The sequence below is a fragment of the Oceanicola sp. 502str15 genome, from assembly GCF_024105635.1.
Classification (GTDB): Bacteria; Pseudomonadota; Alphaproteobacteria; order Rhodobacterales; family Rhodobacteraceae; genus Vannielia.
Genome location: NZ_WYDQ01000001.1, coordinates 3,231,831 through 3,248,905, shown reverse-complemented (window position 1 = coordinate 3,248,905; position 17,075 = coordinate 3,231,831). Strand labels below are relative to the sequence as shown.

Sequence of the window (17,075 nt, the reverse complement as noted above, 5' to 3'; positions counted from 1 at the left end):
GGCTTGATGGTTGAGCTGCTGACATTGCTGGCCTTTCTCCCCGCCGCGCTGGCGCTGAACCTGACGCCGGGGGCGGACATGATGTTTGTGCTCGCGCAGGGCCTGAAGGGGGGCCGCGCACCGGCGATGGCGGCGAATGCCGGGATATCGGCGGGCTGCATGGTGAATGTTGCTGCGGCCGGGCTGGGCCTTGGCGCGGTGGTGGCGGCGCTGCCGGGGGCCTTCGAGGTGATCCGCTGGGGTGGGGTGGCCTATCTGCTCTGGCTGGCGGTGGCCACGCTGCGCAGTGGCGGGCCGGGGCAGAGCAAGGCCAAGGCGTTGAGCCCGGGCCGGGCGTTTCGGCAGGCGCTGCTGGTGAATGTGACCAACCCCAAGGTGATCCTGTTCATCCTCGCCTTCCTGCCGCAGTTCGTGGACCCGTCGCGCGCGGTGCTGCCGCAGTTTCTGACACTGGGCGTGGTGCTGGCCTTCGGGGGCTTTCTCATCAACGGGGCGGTCGGGCTGGGCGCGGGCTCTCTGGGGCTGGCGCTGACACGCTCGCCGCGCTTTGCCCGCATCCTGTCATGGGTGACGGCGGGGATCTTCGGGGCCTTGGCGGTGCGGCTTGCGGTGATGGAGCGGGCATGAGCGAGCGGGAGTTCATTGCGGTTCGGATCGCGGTGCTGACGGTGTCGGACAGCCGCAGCCTGGCCGAGGACCGGTCGGGCGATGTGCTGGCGGGGCGGATCGAGGCGGCCGGGCACGTGCTGGCGGAGCGGAAGATCTTGCCCGACGAGCGCGCCGAGATCGCGGCGCAGCTGCGGGCGTGGTGCGCCGATCCGGCGATTGACGTTGTGATCTCGACCGGGGGCACCGGGCTGACGGGGCGGGATGTGACGGTGGAAGCGCATCGCGATGTCTACGAGAAGGAGATCGACGCGTTCGGCACGGTGTTTACCCATGTGTCGATGGCCAAGATCGGCACCTCTGCGGTGCAATCCCGCGCCACCGGCGGCGTGGCGATGGGCACCTATCTTTTCGCCCTGCCCGGCTCGCCCGGGGCCTGCAAGGACGCCTGGGACGAGATCCTGCAAAAGCAACTCGATTACCGGCACAAGCCCTGCAACTTCGTGGAGATCATGCCGCGGCTAGATGAGCATCTGCGGCGGAAGTAGCCCGGCCTGATCGGGCCGGGGCGTTGCGCCTCTGTGCGGGTGTCACATTTTTTGCGCATTGGTCGAAAATAGTGCGACGGAAACCGCGACGGGGGGCGTAACATCCTTGTGGCTTTGCCCCAACTCGGGCGAGGTCTAGCCTGACCGATGATCGCACCGATAAAGGCACGCTGATGAATTTCTTACGCCGGTCCCTCGTGGGGCTGTTCCTGCTTTCGGTCACGTTGGGGCTTCTGGCCGTGGCGGGGGCCAGCTTTTGGGGCGCCGTCGAGGAGCGGATGAACCGTGAGGCCGGGACACGGCCTGCGCGGGAGCGCGTGGCGGGTGTGAACGTGGTGGCGATCGAGCCGGGCCGCGCGGTACCGGTGATGACCGCCTTCGGCGAGGTGCGCAGCGAGCGCACGCTGGATATCCGGGCGGTTGTTGGCGGGCGGATCGTGGAACTTTCGGAGAGTTTTGCCGAGGGCGGCACGGTGCAGCAGGGCGAGCTTCTGGCGCGGATCGAGGCCTCGAACGCGGAGGCGGCGCTGGAGAATGCCCGCACCGATGTGGCCGAGGCCGAGGCCGAGCTGCGCGATGCGGAGCGGGCGCTGGAGCTGGCGCGCGACGACCAGGCCGCCGCCGAGCGGCAGGCGGAGCTGCGCGAGCAGGCGCTGGTGCGGCAGGAAAGCCTGCGCGAGCGCGGTGTCGGGTCTGCCGCGGCGGTGGAGGAGGCCCAACTTTCGGCCGCCTCTGCCGACCAGTCGGTGCTGAGTAAGCGGCAGGCGGTGGCCTCGGCGCAGAGCCGGCTCGACGTGGGGCGCAACGGGGTGAGCCGGGCGAAGATTGCCCTGTCGAACGCCGAGCGCGACCTTGCGGACCATGAGATCCGCGCAAGTTTTTCCGGGACGATTGCCGATGTGGCGGTGGTGGAAGGCGGGCTGGTTGCGGGCAACGAGCTGATGGCCTCGCTCATCGACCCCGATGCGCTCGAGGTCTCGTTTCGGCTGAGCACGGCGCAATATGCCCGGCTGCTGGGCGAGGACGGGAGGCTGATTCCGGCGGCGATGCAGGTGCGGCTTGATGTTTCGGGGCTGGACCTCGTGGCCGAGGGGCGGCTGGACCGGGTGAGCGGCGCGGTCGGTGAGGGGCAGACGGGCCGGGTGATTTATGCCGACCTTGCGGAGAGCGCGGGCTTTCGCCCCGGGGATTTCGTGACCGTCAGCATCGAGGAGCCTGCGCTGGAAAACGTGGCCGTGGTGCCCGCCACGGCGGTGGACGCGGCAAGCACGGTGCTGGTGCTGAACGATGAGGAGCGCCTCGAGCTGGCGCAGGTCGAGGTGCTGCGGCGGCAGGGCGACGAGGTGATCATCCGGGCCGAGGGCCGGGCGGGGGCGCTGATTGTTGCCGAACGCTCGCCGCTGGTTGGCCCCGGCATCCGGGCCCGGGCGCTGGGCGATGCTGCCCCTGCCCCGGCCGAGCCGACCCCGGAGGAACTGGTGGAGCTGACGCCGGAGCGCCGCGCAAGGCTTATTGCCTTCATCGAGGGCAACAACCGGATGCCGCCCGACGCAAAGGAGCGGGTGCTGGCGCAGCTTGCGCAGGATCGGGTGCCCGCCGAGACCATCGAACGCATCGAAAGCCGGATGGGGGGCTAGGCCGAAATGGAGCGTCGCGCCTCTGGCATTCTGGCCTATTTCACCCGGCACAAGACGGCGGCGAACCTTGTTCTGGTGTTGATGATCGCCGCCGGGATTGCCGCTTTCCCGCGTATGCGGGCGCAGTTCTTCCCTGATATCGTGCTCGACAGCGTGCGGGTCTCGGTGAACTGGGATGGCGCGGGCGCCGAGGACGTGGACAGCGCGATTGTGGCCGTTCTTGAACCCGCCCTGCTTGCGGTGGACGGGGTGGAAGAGAGCGATGCGACCTCGCGGGAGGGCGGCGCGTCGATCCGGCTGGAGTTTGAACCCAACTACGACATGGCCCGCGCCGCCGAGGATGTGCAGCAGGCGGTGGACGGGATCACGAACCTGCCGGAAGAGGCGGACGACCCGGTTGTGACCCGCTCGGCCTGGCGCGACCGGGTGACGGATGTGATCATCACCGGGCCCGTGGGCGTGGAGCTGCTGGCGCGATACGCTGACGAGTTCGTGGCGCGGCTGTTCGAGGCGGGGGTGACACGGACCACGCTGCGGGGCGTGGCGGCGCCCGAGGTGATCGTGGAAGTGCCCTCGGCGCAGCTTATCAACAACGACATCACCATGCGCCAGATTGCCGATGCCATCGCCGCCGAGGCGGAGGCCGACCCGGCGGGCGATGTGAGCGGTGGCTCCTCGCGGGTGCGGACCGGCGTGGCCAAGCGCAGCCCGGAGGAGATTGCCGGGATCGTGCTGAAGCCCGATCTGACGATTGGCGATGTGGCCGATATCCGGGTGGAGGGGGTGGACCGCAACCGCACTTACTACGTTGGCCCCAACCCGGCGGTGAGCGTGCGGGTCGACCGCTCGGTGCAGGGCGATGCGATCAAGATTCAGGCCACGGTGGAGCAGGTTGCCGCCGAGCTGGAGCGGACCTTGCCCGCGGGCGTGAAGATCGACCTGATCCGCACGCGGAGCGAGGCGATCCAGGGGCGGCTCGACATCCTGTTCGAGAACGGGCTGACCGGGCTGGCGCTCGTGCTGGGGCTGCTGTTTCTGTTTCTCAACGCCCGCACGGCGCTCTGGGTGGCGGCGGGGATTCCGGTGGCGATGTGCGCTGCGGTGGCGATCATGTATGCCGCCGGGCTGACGCTGAACATGATGTCGCTCTTCGCGCTGCTCATCACCCTCGGGATCGTGGTGGATGACGCCATCGTTGTGGGCGAACATGCCGACTTCAGGGTGCGGCGGCTTGGGGAAACCCCGTTTCAGGCCAGCGAGAATGCGGCGATCCGCATGTCGGGGCCGGTGTTTTCGGCCACCGTCACGACAGTGATCGCCTTTGCCGGGCTGACGGTGATCGAGGGGCGGTTTGGCGAGCTGATTGCCGATATACCCTTTACGGTGATCACGGTGCTCATTGCCTCGCTGATCGAGTGCTTCGTGATTCTGCCAAACCACATGGCCCATGCGCTGACCGCGACCCAGAAGAAGGAGGCCTGGTACGACTGGCCTTCACGGCAGTTCAACAAGGGCTTCTCCTGGGTGCGGGACGTGCCGTTCCGGGCGCTGATGCGCGGGGTGGTCTGGGCGCGCTATCCGGTGCTGGCCGGGGTGATCGTGCTGCTGGCGGTGCAGGTGGGCGAGCTGGTGCGGGGCAACGTGCAATGGCGCTTTTTCTCGCCGCCCGAAGAGGGCCGGGTGGAGGGCAACTTTGCCATGGCGCCGGGGGCCAGCCGGGCCGACACCATTGCGCAGATGCGGATGTTTCAGGAGGCGGTGGACAGGCTGGGCGCGCAGTATGAAAGCGAGTTCGGGCTGAACCCCGTGGCCTACACGGTGGCCGAGATCGGCGGCAACACCGGGCGCGGGTTGAGCGGCGTGGACAACAAGGATGAAGACCTGCTTGGCTCCATCGCCATCGAGCTGATCGACCCTGACCTGCGGAGCTATTCGAGTTCGAAGTTCGTGGCCGACCTTCAGGAAAGCGTGGTGCAGCACCCGCTGGCCGAGATCATCAGCTTCCGCGGGTGGCGCGGCGGGCCGGGGGGCGATGCGATTGACGTGCAGCTCTCGGGCGCCTCCGTGGCGCGGCTGAAGGAGGCCGCCGAAGCGCTGAAGCGGCAATTGGCGCAGTTTGGCGAGGTTTCGGCGCTGGAGGATACGCTGAGCTACGACAAGGAAGAGCTGATCCTCGATCTGACGCCGCAGGGGCAGGAGCTTGGCTTTTCGATCGACGCGCTGGGTTCGGTGCTGCGCAACCGGCTGGGCGGGATAGAGGCAGCGACCTTCCCCGACGGGCCGCGCAGCGCGGCGATCCGGGTGGAGCTGCCCGAGGGCGAGCTGACCGCCGATTTCCTCGACCGGACGATGATGCGCACGCCCGATGGGGCCTATGTGCCGCTCGCCGACATCGTGAAGGTCAGCCGACAGACGGGCTTCTCGACCATCGACCGGGAGAACGGCATCAGGCTGGTGTCGGTGACGGGCGATCTGGATGACGAGAACGCGGCGCGGGCGGCGGAGATCATGTTGCAGATTGAGGAATCGATCCTGCCGCGGATCGAGGAAGAATATGGCGTGAACTGGCAGTTGAGCGGGCTCAGCGAGCAGGCGAACGACTTTCTGAGCGACGCGACGCTGGGCTTTGGCGCCTGCATGATCGGGATCTACCTTGTGCTGGCGTGGATCTTTTCGAGCTGGACGCGGCCGCTGCTGATTATGGCGGTGATCCCCTTCGGGCTGATCGGGGCGATCTGGGGGCACCAGATATGGCAGATGCCGCTCAGCATGTTCTCGATCGTCGGGCTGATCGGGATGTCGGGGATCATCATCAACGATTCGATCGTGCTGGTGACGACGGTGGATGAATACAGCCGCGAGCGCGGGCTGTTTCCGGCGATCATCGACGGGGCCTGCGACCGGCTGCGGCCGGTGCTGCTGACCACGCTGACCACGGTGATCGGGCTGACCCCGCTGCTCTACGAACCCTCCAGCCAGGCGCAGTTTCTGAAACCCACGGTGATCACGCTGGTCTTCGGCCTCGGGTTCGGGCTGGTGCTGGTGCTGCTGGTGGTGCCTTCGCTGCTGGCGATGCAGCAGGACGTGCGGCGGCAGTTTCAGGCGCTGCGGAGGGCCGGACAGTTTCGGCAGGGCGCGCGCGGGGTTTCGGGGATTGTCGCGCTCGTGGCGCTGGCGGTGGCGGCGTGGTTTGCCGCAACGCTCGGCTGGACCGTGGTGACGGGCGCGCTGTGGCCCGGACTGGCGGCGCTGCTGCCGGTAGACGGCCTGGCCGCGGCGCTGACGCTGTTTCTGGCCGGTACACTGGTGCTGGTGGTGCTTGGATTTGCTCTGGGGGCCCTTGGGCTTCTGGCCTCGGGCCGTCGCGCGACCTGATCCGGGGCGGCGCAGCTGGCGCCTGCGGTAAAGTGAGGGCGGCGGCCCGGAGAAGCCGCCGCCCTGCCTGCTCGGTTTACTGAGCGGTGATGGTGGTCATCACCAGATTTCCTTCGGGCTTGATCGGGCCGTCTTCCTTGGCGCCGAGGGTATATTCGAAGATACCCGTTTTCATGCCACCCTCTTCGGAGTGAACCATCAGCATGAGCATGTCGCCGGCCTTCACCTCTTCGGTGAGGATCGCGGCCACATCCATGTTTTCACCCATGCGGAGCGGCGCGTGGCCAACAACGGGGCCCGGCTTCATGTCGGCATCGGTGCGGTGCACCACCAGCCAGCCGTTTTCGCCTGCAACGACCTTGTCGGCCGAAACGACGCCGTTTTCGACGCTCTGGTCAGCGGCTTCGACCATCGGCGCCATGCCGTGGCCGGCGGCAAAGGCGGCGGTCCCGGTGAGGGCGATGGCGGTGCTGAGAATGAACTTTTTCATGTGTCTCCCTTTCAAACAGTGTGAAGGGCAGGCGCATTTTTGCGCCGGCCTTGGGGAAGACACGGGCGGACGCTGGGGAAAGTTTCAGTAGCCGAGATTTTTTTTCACGGTGAGCCCGGAGGCGGGCGGAGTTTGTGGCGGGCGAGGTCCTGGTAGAAGGGGTGGGCCTCGTCTGCGAGCGCCTGCATGTCTGCGGGAAGCTCGGGCAACGGGCTTTCGGCGCCGGAAAAGCCGGTGGAACGGTGGATGGCGCCGTACCAATGGGGCGCCCATGTGCCGTCATAGGGCTTGGGGCCGGCGGGCCATGAGAGCATGGCGGGCGTAAAGGGCAGGCCGATTTCGGCGCAGAGCCTTTGCAACATGGTGGCGGGGTCGGCGCGGATATCGGTGGCGTCGATCACCGGGCCGGGGAAGCGGGCGAAGAGATTGGCGTGCTGGGTGTAGCCGATATCGGCGAGTGTGGGGTGCTCGCGCTTGGCGGCGTAGCTTGCAACCACGCGGGCGGGGTGGCGGATAAGGTGGACGTTCACGCAGCCCTCGGCCCAGTCGAGCGGTAGGCCGTCGACCATGTGGAGGGCCATGTGCTTTTGGTAGAAATGCGGCTGGCCGCCGGGGTTCGCGCCAGCGCATCTTGCGGCGATTTCGGCTGGGTTAGAGACGTTTTCTGAGAGAACCTCGGCGCGCATCGGATGGTCGATGCCGGTGGCGGCAAGATAGGCTGCATAGAAGGGCTCGTCCCAGACGGCGCAATCCCCGCGCGCGGCGAAGGCATACATCATCGCGGTCGACAGATTCCGCGGGCCGGACCACATGGCGATTTTCATAGGCTACTCGGTGATGATCCCGATGTCGGGGCAGCCCGGGGCGAGCTTGTCGGTGTGGAAGATGTCGTCAAGGCCGGGCTCGACGGTGGTGACGGTGCTGCCGTCGATCAGGGTAAGGGAGACGTTGCGCTGGTGGTCCTGAAAGGCGGTTTCGACCTTGCAGGCCTTGAAGAGAGCGCGGGCCTGCTCCCAGGTGATCTCCCCGGTGGGCAGCGGCTCGGGCTCGGTCATGCAGCCGGAGAGCAGGGCGGCGATGGCGAGGGGGAACAGGTGTTTCATGCGGGCTCCGTGACGAGGGACTTGTAGAGCGTGCGGATGCGTTCGGTGACGGGACCCATCCGGCCGGTGCCGATGGGGCGGCCATCAATCTCGCCCACCGGGGTTTGTGCGCCGAATGTGCCGGTGAGAAAGGCCTCTTCGGCGGAATAGGCCTCGACGAGGGAGTAGTTCTTTTCGCGGCAGGGGATGCCGTTGGCATGGCAGAGATCGATCACCTTCTGCCGGGTAATGCCGTTCATGCAGTAATCGCCGGTCGAGGTCCAAACCTCGCCCTTGCGGACGATGAAGAAGTTGCAGGCGTTGGTCGTGTTCACGAAGCCATGGACATCGAGCATGAGGGCTTCGTCGGCCCCGGCCTTCTCGGCGGCGATGCAGGCGAGGATGCAGTTGAGTTTGCTGTGGGAATTCAGCTTGGGGTCTTGGGTCATCGGCAGGCCGCGCGTGTGGGGCACGGTGGCAAGGCGGATGGGGCGCGGGATGGAGGGTTTGGAGTGCTCCATGATGATGGCCACGGTGGGACCGGAGCGCGAGAGCGAGGGGTGCTGGAAGGGGCGGGTCTTGATGCCGCGAGTGACCATGAGGCGGACATGGGCATCTGTCGTCATGCCGTTGGCGGTTTGCGTCTCTGTTATTGCGGAAATGAGCTGATTTCGGCTCATGCCGATGTCGAGGTCAATCGCCTTGGCGGCCTCGAACAGCCTGTCCATGTGCTCGTCGATGAAGGTCCATCTGCCGTCGTAAAGGCGCAGTCCTTCCCAGACGCCATCTCCCAGCATGAAGCCGGAATCGTAGACGCTGACGAGCGCCTCGGCGCGGGGCTTCAGCGCGCCGTTGAGCCAGATGAGGATCGACTCGTTGCGCGGGTCGTCCTCGGCGGTGTGGGTGGTGACTTCGGTGTTCATGGGGCCACGCTAGGGAGAGCTGCGAATGTTTCCAAGGGTAAAGACGGTGTGAGGTCACGGCGGGGTGATTGGACCGGGACGGGGTTGGGCGGCCAGGGTCGGGGCAACAGGAGGATAGGTCATGTTGATGAAGTTGAGACGCGGACGGCCGATGATGCTGGCCATGATGATCGCGCTCGGGATCGCGGCGAACTGCGCCCCGGCGAAGGCGGCGGCCACGGAGACGGCGGTGCTGGCGGGCGGGTGCTTTTGGTGTGTGGAAGCGGATTTCGAGAAGCTGAAGGGCGTTGGCGAGGTGGTCTCCGGGTTTGCCGGCGGAACGGTGGCGAACCCGACCTACAAGCAGGTCGTTGCCGGGGGGACCGGGCACTACGAGGCGGTCGAGATCAGCTACGATCCGGCCGTGATCACATATGACCAGATCCTCCACGCCTTCTTGCGCAGCGTGGACCCGACCGATGCGGGCGGGCAGTTTTGCGACCGGGGCGAAAGCTACCGGACCGCGATTTTTGTCTCTGACTCAGCGGAAAAGAGCGCTGCGGAGGCAGCGATTGCCGATGCCGAGAAGGCGTTGGGCAAGGATGTGGTGACGCCGGTGCTGCAAGCGGCCCCGTTCTACCCGGCGGAGGCCTATCATCAGGATTACTACAAGAAGTCGGATGTGATCCTGACCCGGTTTGGCCCGAAATCGAAAGCGAGTGCCTACAAGCGCTATCGGGAGGCCTGTGGCCGGGATGAGCGTGTGCGGCAGCTCTGGGGCAGCGCGGCGCCCTTTGCTGGCGGATGAGGACCGACGAAGCGGAAGGATTCGCGCCTTAAGCGTCGGCCTCGATCTCGGCGCGGGAGGGCATGGCGGGCGCTGCACCGGGGCGCGTGACCTGGATCCCGGCAGCGGCGGTGGCCAGTTCGAGCGCATCCTTGTGCGAGAGCCCCTCCGAGAGCGCGGCGGCGATGACGCCGGTGAAGCAATCGCCCGCGCCGGTGGTATCGACCGCATCGACCTTGCGGGCGGGCACATGGGTAACGCCGCCGGTGCTCTGGTCGCGCCAAAGCGCCCCATCGGCCCCGAGCGTGACAAGCACGTGGGGCACCGGAATTTCGGCCAGGGGCATGCGGTTGCGGCGCTCCAGCTCTTCGCATTCGCCCCGGTTCATCACCAGCAGGTCGATGTAGGGGAGCATGGCGCTGACGGCGTCGGCCTCGAAGGGAGCGGCGGAATAGATGACGAAAAGGTCTCTATTCCGGCCTGATTTGGCAACTTCCTCGGTCAGCGGCGTTTCGTTCTGGAGCAGCAGGATGTCACCCGAGGCGGCATCGGACAGGGCGGCCTCGACCCGGTGGAGGGATTGCTGCGCATTCGCACCGCTCTGGATGACGATGGAGTTCTCGCCGGTGGGATCGACGTAGATGACCGCATGGCCGGTTTCGGCCTCCGGCGCTTTCTGGATGTGGGAGATATCCACGCCGTAGCCTTCGAGCTGGCCGAGGGACCAGGTGTCTTCCTGCCCGACAGCTCCGATATGCACGGTTTTGGCGCCGGCCCGTGCGGAGGCAACCGACTGGTTTGCGCCCTTCCCGCCGAGGCCGACGGAGTAGCGCGTGGCTGCGATGGTTTCTCCCGCAGCGGGCATATGCGGCACCTCGTGGATGAGGTCGCGGTTGATCGAACCGAAGTTGAAGACAGTCACGGCGCTCCCCAGGCTACCCGATTTTGGCCGCTGCCAGCACGGCCATGTTCAGAATGTCGCTGGCTGTGGAGGTTGTCGAGCAGATCTGCACCGACTTGTCGATGCCGGTCAGGATCGGTCCGATCACGGTGGCGCCCGCCATTTCCTGCATCAGCTTGGTGGAAATCGACGCAGAGTGACGCGCCGGCACCACCAGAACGTTGGCGGGGCCGGTCAGACGGCAGAAGGGATAGTTGGCCATCTGGTCGCGGTTCATCGCGACATCCACCGTCATTTCGCCATCGTATTCGAAATCCACGCCGCGGGAGTCGAGAACCTTGGGCGCAAGGTGCATCTTTTCGGCCCGCTCGGACACCGGGTAGCCGAAGGTGGAGAACGACAGGAAAGCCACGCGCGGCTCGATGCCGAGAGAGCGGGCAACGGCGGCGCCGCGCTCTGCGATGGTGGCGAGATCCTGCTCGTCGGGCCATTCGTGCACGAGGGTATCGCCGATCAGCACGATCCGGCCGCGGTGCAGCAGCGCGGTGACGGCCACGGCGCCGGATTCGGGGGTGATGTCGAAGACATTGCCGACGAGTTGCAGGGCGTGGGCCGATTTGCGGGTTGCCCCGGTGATGAGGCCGTCGCCGTGGCCGTGGGCCAGCATGAGGGCGCCGAAGACGTGGCGGTCGCGGGCAGCGAGGCGGTGCACGTCCTGCCGGTCGATTCCCTTGCGTTGCAGGCGGGCGTAGAGAAACTCCTTGTACTCGTCGAGTTGCGCGGTGTTGGCGGCATTGACGATTTCAAGCTCGCGCACGGCATCGCCCAGCCCGGCCCCTTCGAGCCGATCGCGTACATCCTCCTCGCGGCCCACCACAAGGGCCTTGCCGCAGCCCTGTCGCTGGTAGGCAACGGCGGCCCGGAGCACGCGCACGTCGTCGCCCTCGGCAAAGATCATACGGGCCTGGGCGTTGCGGGCGCGGGCGTGGATGGAGCGGAGGATGGAGGCGGTCGGGTCCATCCGGGCGCGGAGGCTGGCCTCGTATCCATCCATGTCGACGATCGGGCGGCGGGCAACGCCGGTGTCCATGCCGGCGCGCGCCACGGCGGGCGGGATGACGTGGATCAGCCGGGGATCGAACGGCGTGGGGATGATGTAGTCGCGCCCGAAGGCGAGCTTGCGGCCATAGGCCATGGCCACTTCGTCGGGCACATCGGCGCGGGCAAGCTCCGCGAGCGCCTCGGCGCAGGCGATCTTCATCTCGTCGTTGATGGCCCGTGCGTGAATGTCGAGCGCCCCGCGGAAGAGATAGGGGAAGCCGAGCACGTTGTTGACCTGGTTGGGATAATCGGAGCGGCCGGTGGCGACGATGGCATCGGGGCGGACCTCGTGGGCCTCTTCCGGGGTGATCTCGGGATCGGGGTTGGCCATGGCGAAGATTACCGGCTTGTCGGCCATGCTCATCACCATGTCCTGAGTGACGGCGCCCTTGGCGGAGACGCCGAGAAACACATCGGCCCCTTTCATGGCATCGGCCAGTTCGCGCAGGTCGGTCTTGACCGCGTGGGCCGATTTCCACTGGTTCATGCCCTCGGTGCGGCCCTGGTAGATGACGCCCTTGGTGTCGCACATGATGCAGTTGTCGTGCTGGGCGCCCATGCTCTTGAGCAGTTCGAGGCAGGCGATGCCGGCGGCCCCTGCCCCGTTGAGCACGATCTTCACGTCTTCGATCTTCTTTCCGGAGATGTGCAGCGCGTTGATGAGGCCAGCCGCACAGATCACGGCGGTGCCGTGCTGGTCGTCATGGAACACCGGGATATCCATCAGCTCCTTGAGCTGCTGCTCGATGATGAAGCACTCGGGGGCCTTGATGTCCTCGAGGTTGATGCCGCCGAAGGAGGGGCCCATGAGCTTGACGGCATTGATGAAGGCATCGGCGTCTTCCGTGTCGAGCTCGAGGTCGATGCTGTCGATGTCGGCAAAGCGCTTGAACAGCACGGCCTTGCCTTCCATCACCGGCTTGGAGGCCAGCGCGCCCAGATTGCCGAGCCCAAGGATGGCGGTGCCGTTGGAGATGACGGCCACGAGGTTGCCCTTGGCGGTGTAATCATAGGCGGCGGCCGGGTTTGCAGCGATGGCCTCGACCGGCACGGCGACGCCCGGGGAATAGGCCAGCGACAGGTCGCGCTGGGTGGTCATGGCCACGGTGGCATTGATCTCGAGCTTGCCGGGGCGCGGCTCAAGGTGAAAGCTCAGCGCCTCTTCAGGCGTGATGCGGGATTTGGCCATGTTTCTCCTCCTCTTGCGCAGGCTGGGTAACCCGCCAATCTTTGGACGTCTACCGGGGGTTTAGCCTTTCGGGCGCGGGGGCTATGGTCCGCCAAATGAGCAGGCGGGGGCAAGTGTGAGTTCTGCAGCAGTCACACCGATGATGGCGCAATACCTGGAGATCAAGGCAGATCATCCGGGGGCGCTTCTTTTTTATCGTATGGGCGACTTCTACGAGATGTTCTTCGAGGACGCCGTGGCGGCCTCGGAGGCGTTGGATATCGCGCTGACGAAGCGGGGCAAGCACGACGGCGATGACATTCCGATGTGCGGGGTGCCGGTGCATGCGGCGGAATCCTACCTGCTGACGCTTATCCGCAAGGGGTTTCGGGTGGCCGTCTGCGAGCAGATGGAAAGCCCGGAGGAGGCAAAGAAGCGCGGGTACAAATCGGTTGTGCGGCGCGAGGTGGTGCGGCTGGTGACGCCGGGCACGCTGACCGAGGAGAGCCTGCTGGAGCCGAGGCGGCACAACTACCTTGCCGCCTATGCCGAGGTGCGGGGCGAAGGGGCGCTGGCCTGGGTGGATATTTCGACCGGGGCCTTTCGGGTGGTGCGATGCGGCGCGGAACTGCTGGGGCCGCAACTGGCTCGGCTCGGCCCGCGCGAGGTGCTGGTGAGCGAGCGTGCGGAGGCGTTTCAGGCTGAAATAGTATCTGATCTTGGGACCGCGGCCACGCTGGCCTCGGCAGAGAGCTTTGACAGCGAGAGCGGCAAGGCCCGGCTTTGCGCAGCGCTGGGCGTGAAGACGCTGGATGCCTTTGGCAGCTTCGGGCGCGCCGAGCTTTCGGCCATGGGTGCGATTGTTGCCTATCTGGAGCTGACCCAGAAGGGGAACCTGCCGCTGCTGCGCCCGCCGGTGGCCGAGGACATGGGCGGCGTGATGCAGATCGACGCCGCGACCCGCCGGAACCTGGAACTGACCCGCAGCCTGAGCGGCGGGCGTGAAGGCAGCCTGATTGCCGCGATCGACCGGACATTGACCGCGGGGGGCGGGCGGCTGCTGGAGCGGCGGGTGTCTTCGCCCTCGCGGAATCTTCAGGAAGTTCACCGCAGGCTCGACACGGTGGAATGGGCGCTGGATGCCGGGGTGCGGGAGCCGCTGCGGGATGCGCTGCGGCGGGTGCCCGACATGGACCGCGCCCTTTCGCGGCTGGCACTCGACCGGGGTGGCCCGCGCGACCTTGCCGCCATTCGCAACGGTTTGGGGCAGGCCGAACTGCTGGCGGGCTCGCTCGACGGAGAGGTGCCGGAGCTTGTGGCCGATGCCGCGCAGGCGCTGCGAGGGCATGATGAGTTGGCCGACCTGCTGGATGCGGCACTGGTGGCGGAGCCGCCGCTGCTGGCCCGGGACGGCGGCTATATTGCCGCCGGCTACGACGAGGAGCTCGACGAGGTCCGGACCCTGCGCGACGAAGGGCGCGGGGTGATTGCCCGGATGCAGTCCGAGTTTGCCGAGCAGACCGGGATTTCGGCGCTGAAGATCAAGCACAACAATGTGCTGGGGTACTTCATCGAGACCACGGCGACCCATGCCGACAAGATGATGAAGCCGCCGCTCTCGGAGGTGTTCATTCATCGCCAGACAACGGCCAATGCGATCCGCTTTACGACGGTGGAGCTGAGTGAACTCGAAACCCGGATTCTGAATGCGGCCGGGCGGTGCCTGGAGATCGAGAAACGTCTCTATTCCCGCCTGAGAACGGCTATTATCGACGCCTCCGCCGAAGTGGGCGGCGCTGCGCGGGCCCTGGCGGAGCTGGACCTTGCCTGCGCCCTTGCGGATCTTGCCAGCGGCGAGGGTTGGGTGCGGCCGGTGGTGGATGAGGGCAGGGCCTTCGAGGTGGAGGGCGGACGGCATCCGGTGGTCGAGGCGGCGCTGCGCCGGGAAGGCGGGCAGGCGTTTGTGGCCAATGACTGCGGGCTGTCGGATGGTGGCGAGGGGGCACACATCTGGCTTCTGACCGGGCCGAACATGGCGGGTAAATCGACCTTCCTTCGGCAGAACGCGCTGATCGCCCTGCTGGCGCAGGCGGGCAGCTTTGTGCCAGCGAAGCGGGCGCATGTCGGGATCGTTTCGAGCCTGTTCTCGCGGGTCGGGGCGGCAGATGATCTGGCTCGCGGGCGCTCGACCTTCATGGTGGAGATGGTGGAAACGGCGGCGATCCTGAATCAGGCGGATGACAGGAGCCTGGTGATTCTCGACGAGATCGGGCGCGGGACGGCCACCTATGACGGGCTGTCGATTGCCTGGGCGGTGATGGAGCACCTGCATGATGTGAACCGGGCGCGGGCGCTTTTTGCCACCCATTACCATGAAATGACCGCCCTGTCGGCCAAGCTGGACGGGGCCGAGAACGCCACCGTTGCGGTGAAGGAGTGGGAAGGCGACGTGATTTTCCTGCACGAAGTGCGGATGGGCGCGGCGGAAGCGAGCTATGGCGTGCAGGTTGCCAAGCTGGCCGGGCTGCCCGAGGCGGTGGTGTCGCGGGCGCGGATGGTGCTGGAGCAGCTTGAGAAGGGTGAGCGCGAGGGTGGCGACAAGTCGCGGCTGATCGACGACCTGCCGCTCTTTGCCGCGATGCCGAAGGTGGCGCCGCCAGCGCCGAAAGCGGAAGTGGATGCGCTCAAGGAAAAGCTCGCCGGGGTGCTGCCCGACGAGCTGACGCCCCGAGAGGCGTTGGATGTGATCTATGAACTGAAGCGCCTGGCGGAGTAGGCGGGCAGTTTGCCCGACCCTCAGCCGGGGTTGCTGGACACACCAACCTGCGCAGGACGCAGCAGGCGGTCATGCAGCATGAAGCCCTCGGCCGCGACCTGGATGATGTCACCCTGCTTGGTGTCGGGCAGCGGGGCCTCGAACATCGCCTGATGATGCTGCGGATCGAATTTGTCGCCCACTTCGGGGGAGATCTTGGTGATTCCGTGCTTTTCGAATATATTCAGCAGCTCGCGCATGGTCAGCTCGACGCCTTCGATCAGCGCGGACATGCCCTCGCCCTTGCCATCGGAACCGCCTGCGGCCTCGAGTGCGCGCTTGAGGTTGTCGTAGACCGGCAGCATGTCGCGCGACAGCTTCGAGCCGCCATACTGCTCGGCTTCGCGCCGGTCGCGCTCGCCGCGCTTGCGGGCGTTCTCGGCATCGGCCAGGGCCCGCATGAAACGGTCGCGCATTTCATCGCGCTCGGCGCGGAGGATTTCGACCTCTTCGATCTCCTGCGGCTCCCCGGCTTCATCTGCCAGTGCGTCGATGTCGATCAGCTCTTCTGGTTCCTGCTTGGGATCCGCCATGTTCTACCCTTTGCCTCGATCCGCGATCAGCTTTCCGACGAGCTGCGCGGTATAATCCACGATTGGAACGATCCGGCCGTAGTTGAGCCGCGTGGGCCCGATGACGCCCACGGCGCCGATGATCTTCCGGTCGGCATTCATATAAGGAGAAACCACCAAAGATGAACCCGAAAGTGAGAAGAGCTTGTTCTCTGAACCGATAAAAATGCGCACACCCTCGCCCTCATCGGTCAGTTCGAGAAATTCTGCGATATCACGTTTGCGTTCGAGGTCGTCGAAGAGGGTGCGGATGCGGTCGAGTTCTTCGGGTTCCGACTCGGCAAGGAGATTCGCGCGGCCCCTTACGACAAGGCGTTCGTGGGGTTCGCCCTGCGCTTCCCAGATCGCGGTGCCCTCGGCGACCAGCTCGGCGGCGAGCGTGTCGATCTCCTGACGGCGCGCGCCGATTTCGCGGGCGATGAGGCCGCGCATCTCGGAAAGGGAGTGACCCTCTGCGAAGGAGTTCAGAAAGTTCGCCGCTTCGCGCAGGGACGAGGGCGTTTGGCCGGCGGGGGGCGTGAAGACGCGGTTTTCGACATGGCCATCGGAGAAGACCAGCACCACGAGGGCGCGCTCCGGGCCGAGCTGCACGAACTCGATGTGCTTGATCTCGGCCTCATGCTTGGGGGCCAGCACGAGACTGGCCACCTGGGTGGTGCCGGACAGTGCGGAGCCGACGCGGGCAAGGAGGCTGGAGACATCGGTGGAGCTGGTGCCGAGGGTGGCGTCGATCTTCTCGCGGTCTTCGGAGCCGAGATCGCGCACCTCGAGCAGGCCGTCGACGAACATGCGCAACCCCTGCTGGGTTGGAATGCGCCCGGCACTCACGTGCGGGCTGTTGAGCAGGCCGAGGTATTCGAGATCCTGCATCACGTTTCGGATGGTCGCGGCCGATACCTTTTCTTCGAGCACCCGGGTCAGGGTGCGCGACCCGACTGGCTCGCCGGTGGCGAGATAGCTTTCGACCACCCTGCGAAATACTTCGCGGGAGCGGTCATTCATTTCTTCCAGCAATTTTGCGGCGTTGTTCATGGGCTTTAGATAGGGACGCAAGGCGGAGAAGGTCAATCTTGCTTGCGTCTGCGAGCCGT

At 66.1% G+C, this 17,075-nt stretch carries 14 protein-coding genes; 6 read left to right on the top strand and 8 right to left on the bottom strand.

The annotated features are described in order from the left end of the window. Positions 1 to 6: 6 nt before the first annotated feature. The 4 genes from GTH22_RS15970 (at position 7) to GTH22_RS15955 (ending at position 6,166) form a co-directional block, all read left to right on the top strand. Positions 7 to 627: a LysE family translocator gene (locus GTH22_RS15970; protein ID WP_252946512.1), complete on the top strand. Its 621-nt coding sequence runs from the start codon at positions 7 to 9 to the stop codon at positions 625 to 627. Further along, complete coding sequence (moaB, locus tag GTH22_RS15965) at positions 624 to 1,154, top strand: molybdenum cofactor biosynthesis protein B (RefSeq protein ID WP_252946511.1); 531 nt, start codon at positions 624 to 626, stop codon at positions 1,152 to 1,154. Before GTH22_RS15970 ends, moaB begins: the two co-directional genes overlap by 4 nt. A gap of 173 nt (positions 1,155 to 1,327) precedes the next feature. Continuing rightward, positions 1,328 to 2,791 carry an efflux RND transporter periplasmic adaptor subunit gene (locus GTH22_RS15960; RefSeq protein ID WP_252946510.1) on the top strand — a complete coding sequence of 488 codons (1,464 nt, stop codon included), beginning with the start codon at positions 1,328 to 1,330 and terminating at the stop codon, positions 2,789 to 2,791. 6 nt (positions 2,792 to 2,797) lie between these two features. Next, positions 2,798 to 6,166, top strand: coding sequence for an efflux RND transporter permease subunit (locus GTH22_RS15955; protein ID WP_252946509.1), 3,369 nt, complete (start codon positions 2,798 to 2,800; stop codon positions 6,164 to 6,166). Between the two features lie 76 nt (positions 6,167 to 6,242). On the opposite strand, the gene GTH22_RS15950 is transcribed toward GTH22_RS15955, so the two are convergent. The 4 genes from GTH22_RS15950 to GTH22_RS15935 all read right to left on the bottom strand — a co-directional run bounded on the left by GTH22_RS15950 (position 6,243) and on the right by GTH22_RS15935 (position 8,661). Beyond that, positions 6,243 to 6,656, bottom strand: coding sequence for a hypothetical protein (locus GTH22_RS15950; RefSeq protein ID WP_252946508.1), 414 nt, complete (start codon positions 6,654 to 6,656; stop codon positions 6,243 to 6,245). A gap of 104 nt (positions 6,657 to 6,760) precedes the next feature. Then, entirely contained in the window at positions 6,761 to 7,480 is a 720-nt protein-coding gene (locus tag GTH22_RS15945) for an HAD family hydrolase (protein WP_252946507.1), read from the bottom strand. A 3-nt stretch (positions 7,481 to 7,483) separates the two neighbouring features. After that, positions 7,484 to 7,759 carry a hypothetical protein gene (locus GTH22_RS15940; protein WP_252946506.1) on the bottom strand — a complete coding sequence of 92 codons (276 nt, stop codon included), beginning with the start codon at positions 7,757 to 7,759 and terminating at the stop codon, positions 7,484 to 7,486. Then, positions 7,756 to 8,661, bottom strand: coding sequence for a D-amino acid aminotransferase (locus GTH22_RS15935; RefSeq protein WP_252946505.1), 906 nt, complete (start codon positions 8,659 to 8,661; stop codon positions 7,756 to 7,758). Before GTH22_RS15935 ends, GTH22_RS15940 begins: the two co-directional genes overlap by 4 nt. A gap of 121 nt (positions 8,662 to 8,782) precedes the next feature. Between GTH22_RS15935 and msrA the strand changes: the two genes are divergently transcribed. Further along, a complete protein-coding gene (gene msrA / locus GTH22_RS15930; protein WP_252946504.1) occupies positions 8,783 to 9,448 on the top strand; it encodes a peptide-methionine (S)-S-oxide reductase MsrA in 666 nt (221 codons plus the stop codon). A 28-nt stretch (positions 9,449 to 9,476) separates the two neighbouring features. Here msrA and GTH22_RS15925 read toward each other — a convergent pair whose 3' ends face one another. Both GTH22_RS15925 and GTH22_RS15920 read right to left on the bottom strand, forming a co-directional pair. Beyond that, a complete protein-coding gene (locus GTH22_RS15925) occupies positions 9,477 to 10,349 on the bottom strand; it encodes a PfkB family carbohydrate kinase (protein ID WP_252946503.1) in 873 nt (290 codons plus the stop codon). A gap of 13 nt (positions 10,350 to 10,362) precedes the next feature. Then, entirely contained in the window at positions 10,363 to 12,618 is a 2,256-nt protein-coding gene (locus tag GTH22_RS15920) for an NADP-dependent malic enzyme (protein WP_252946502.1), read from the bottom strand. Positions 12,619 to 12,757: 139 nt separating this feature from the next. Between GTH22_RS15920 and mutS the strand changes: the two genes are divergently transcribed. Continuing rightward, positions 12,758 to 15,373, top strand: coding sequence for a DNA mismatch repair protein MutS (mutS, locus tag GTH22_RS15915; RefSeq protein ID WP_252947655.1), 2,616 nt, complete (start codon positions 12,758 to 12,760; stop codon positions 15,371 to 15,373). A gap of 20 nt (positions 15,374 to 15,393) precedes the next feature. On the opposite strand, the gene GTH22_RS15910 is transcribed toward mutS, so the two are convergent. Further along, complete coding sequence (locus GTH22_RS15910) at positions 15,394 to 15,945, bottom strand: nucleotide exchange factor GrpE (RefSeq protein ID WP_252946501.1); 552 nt, start codon at positions 15,943 to 15,945, stop codon at positions 15,394 to 15,396. A gap of 3 nt (positions 15,946 to 15,948) precedes the next feature. Further along, entirely contained in the window at positions 15,949 to 17,016 is a 1,068-nt protein-coding gene (gene hrcA, locus GTH22_RS15905) for a heat-inducible transcriptional repressor HrcA (protein ID WP_252947654.1), read from the bottom strand. Positions 17,017 to 17,075: the final 59 nt, after the last annotated feature.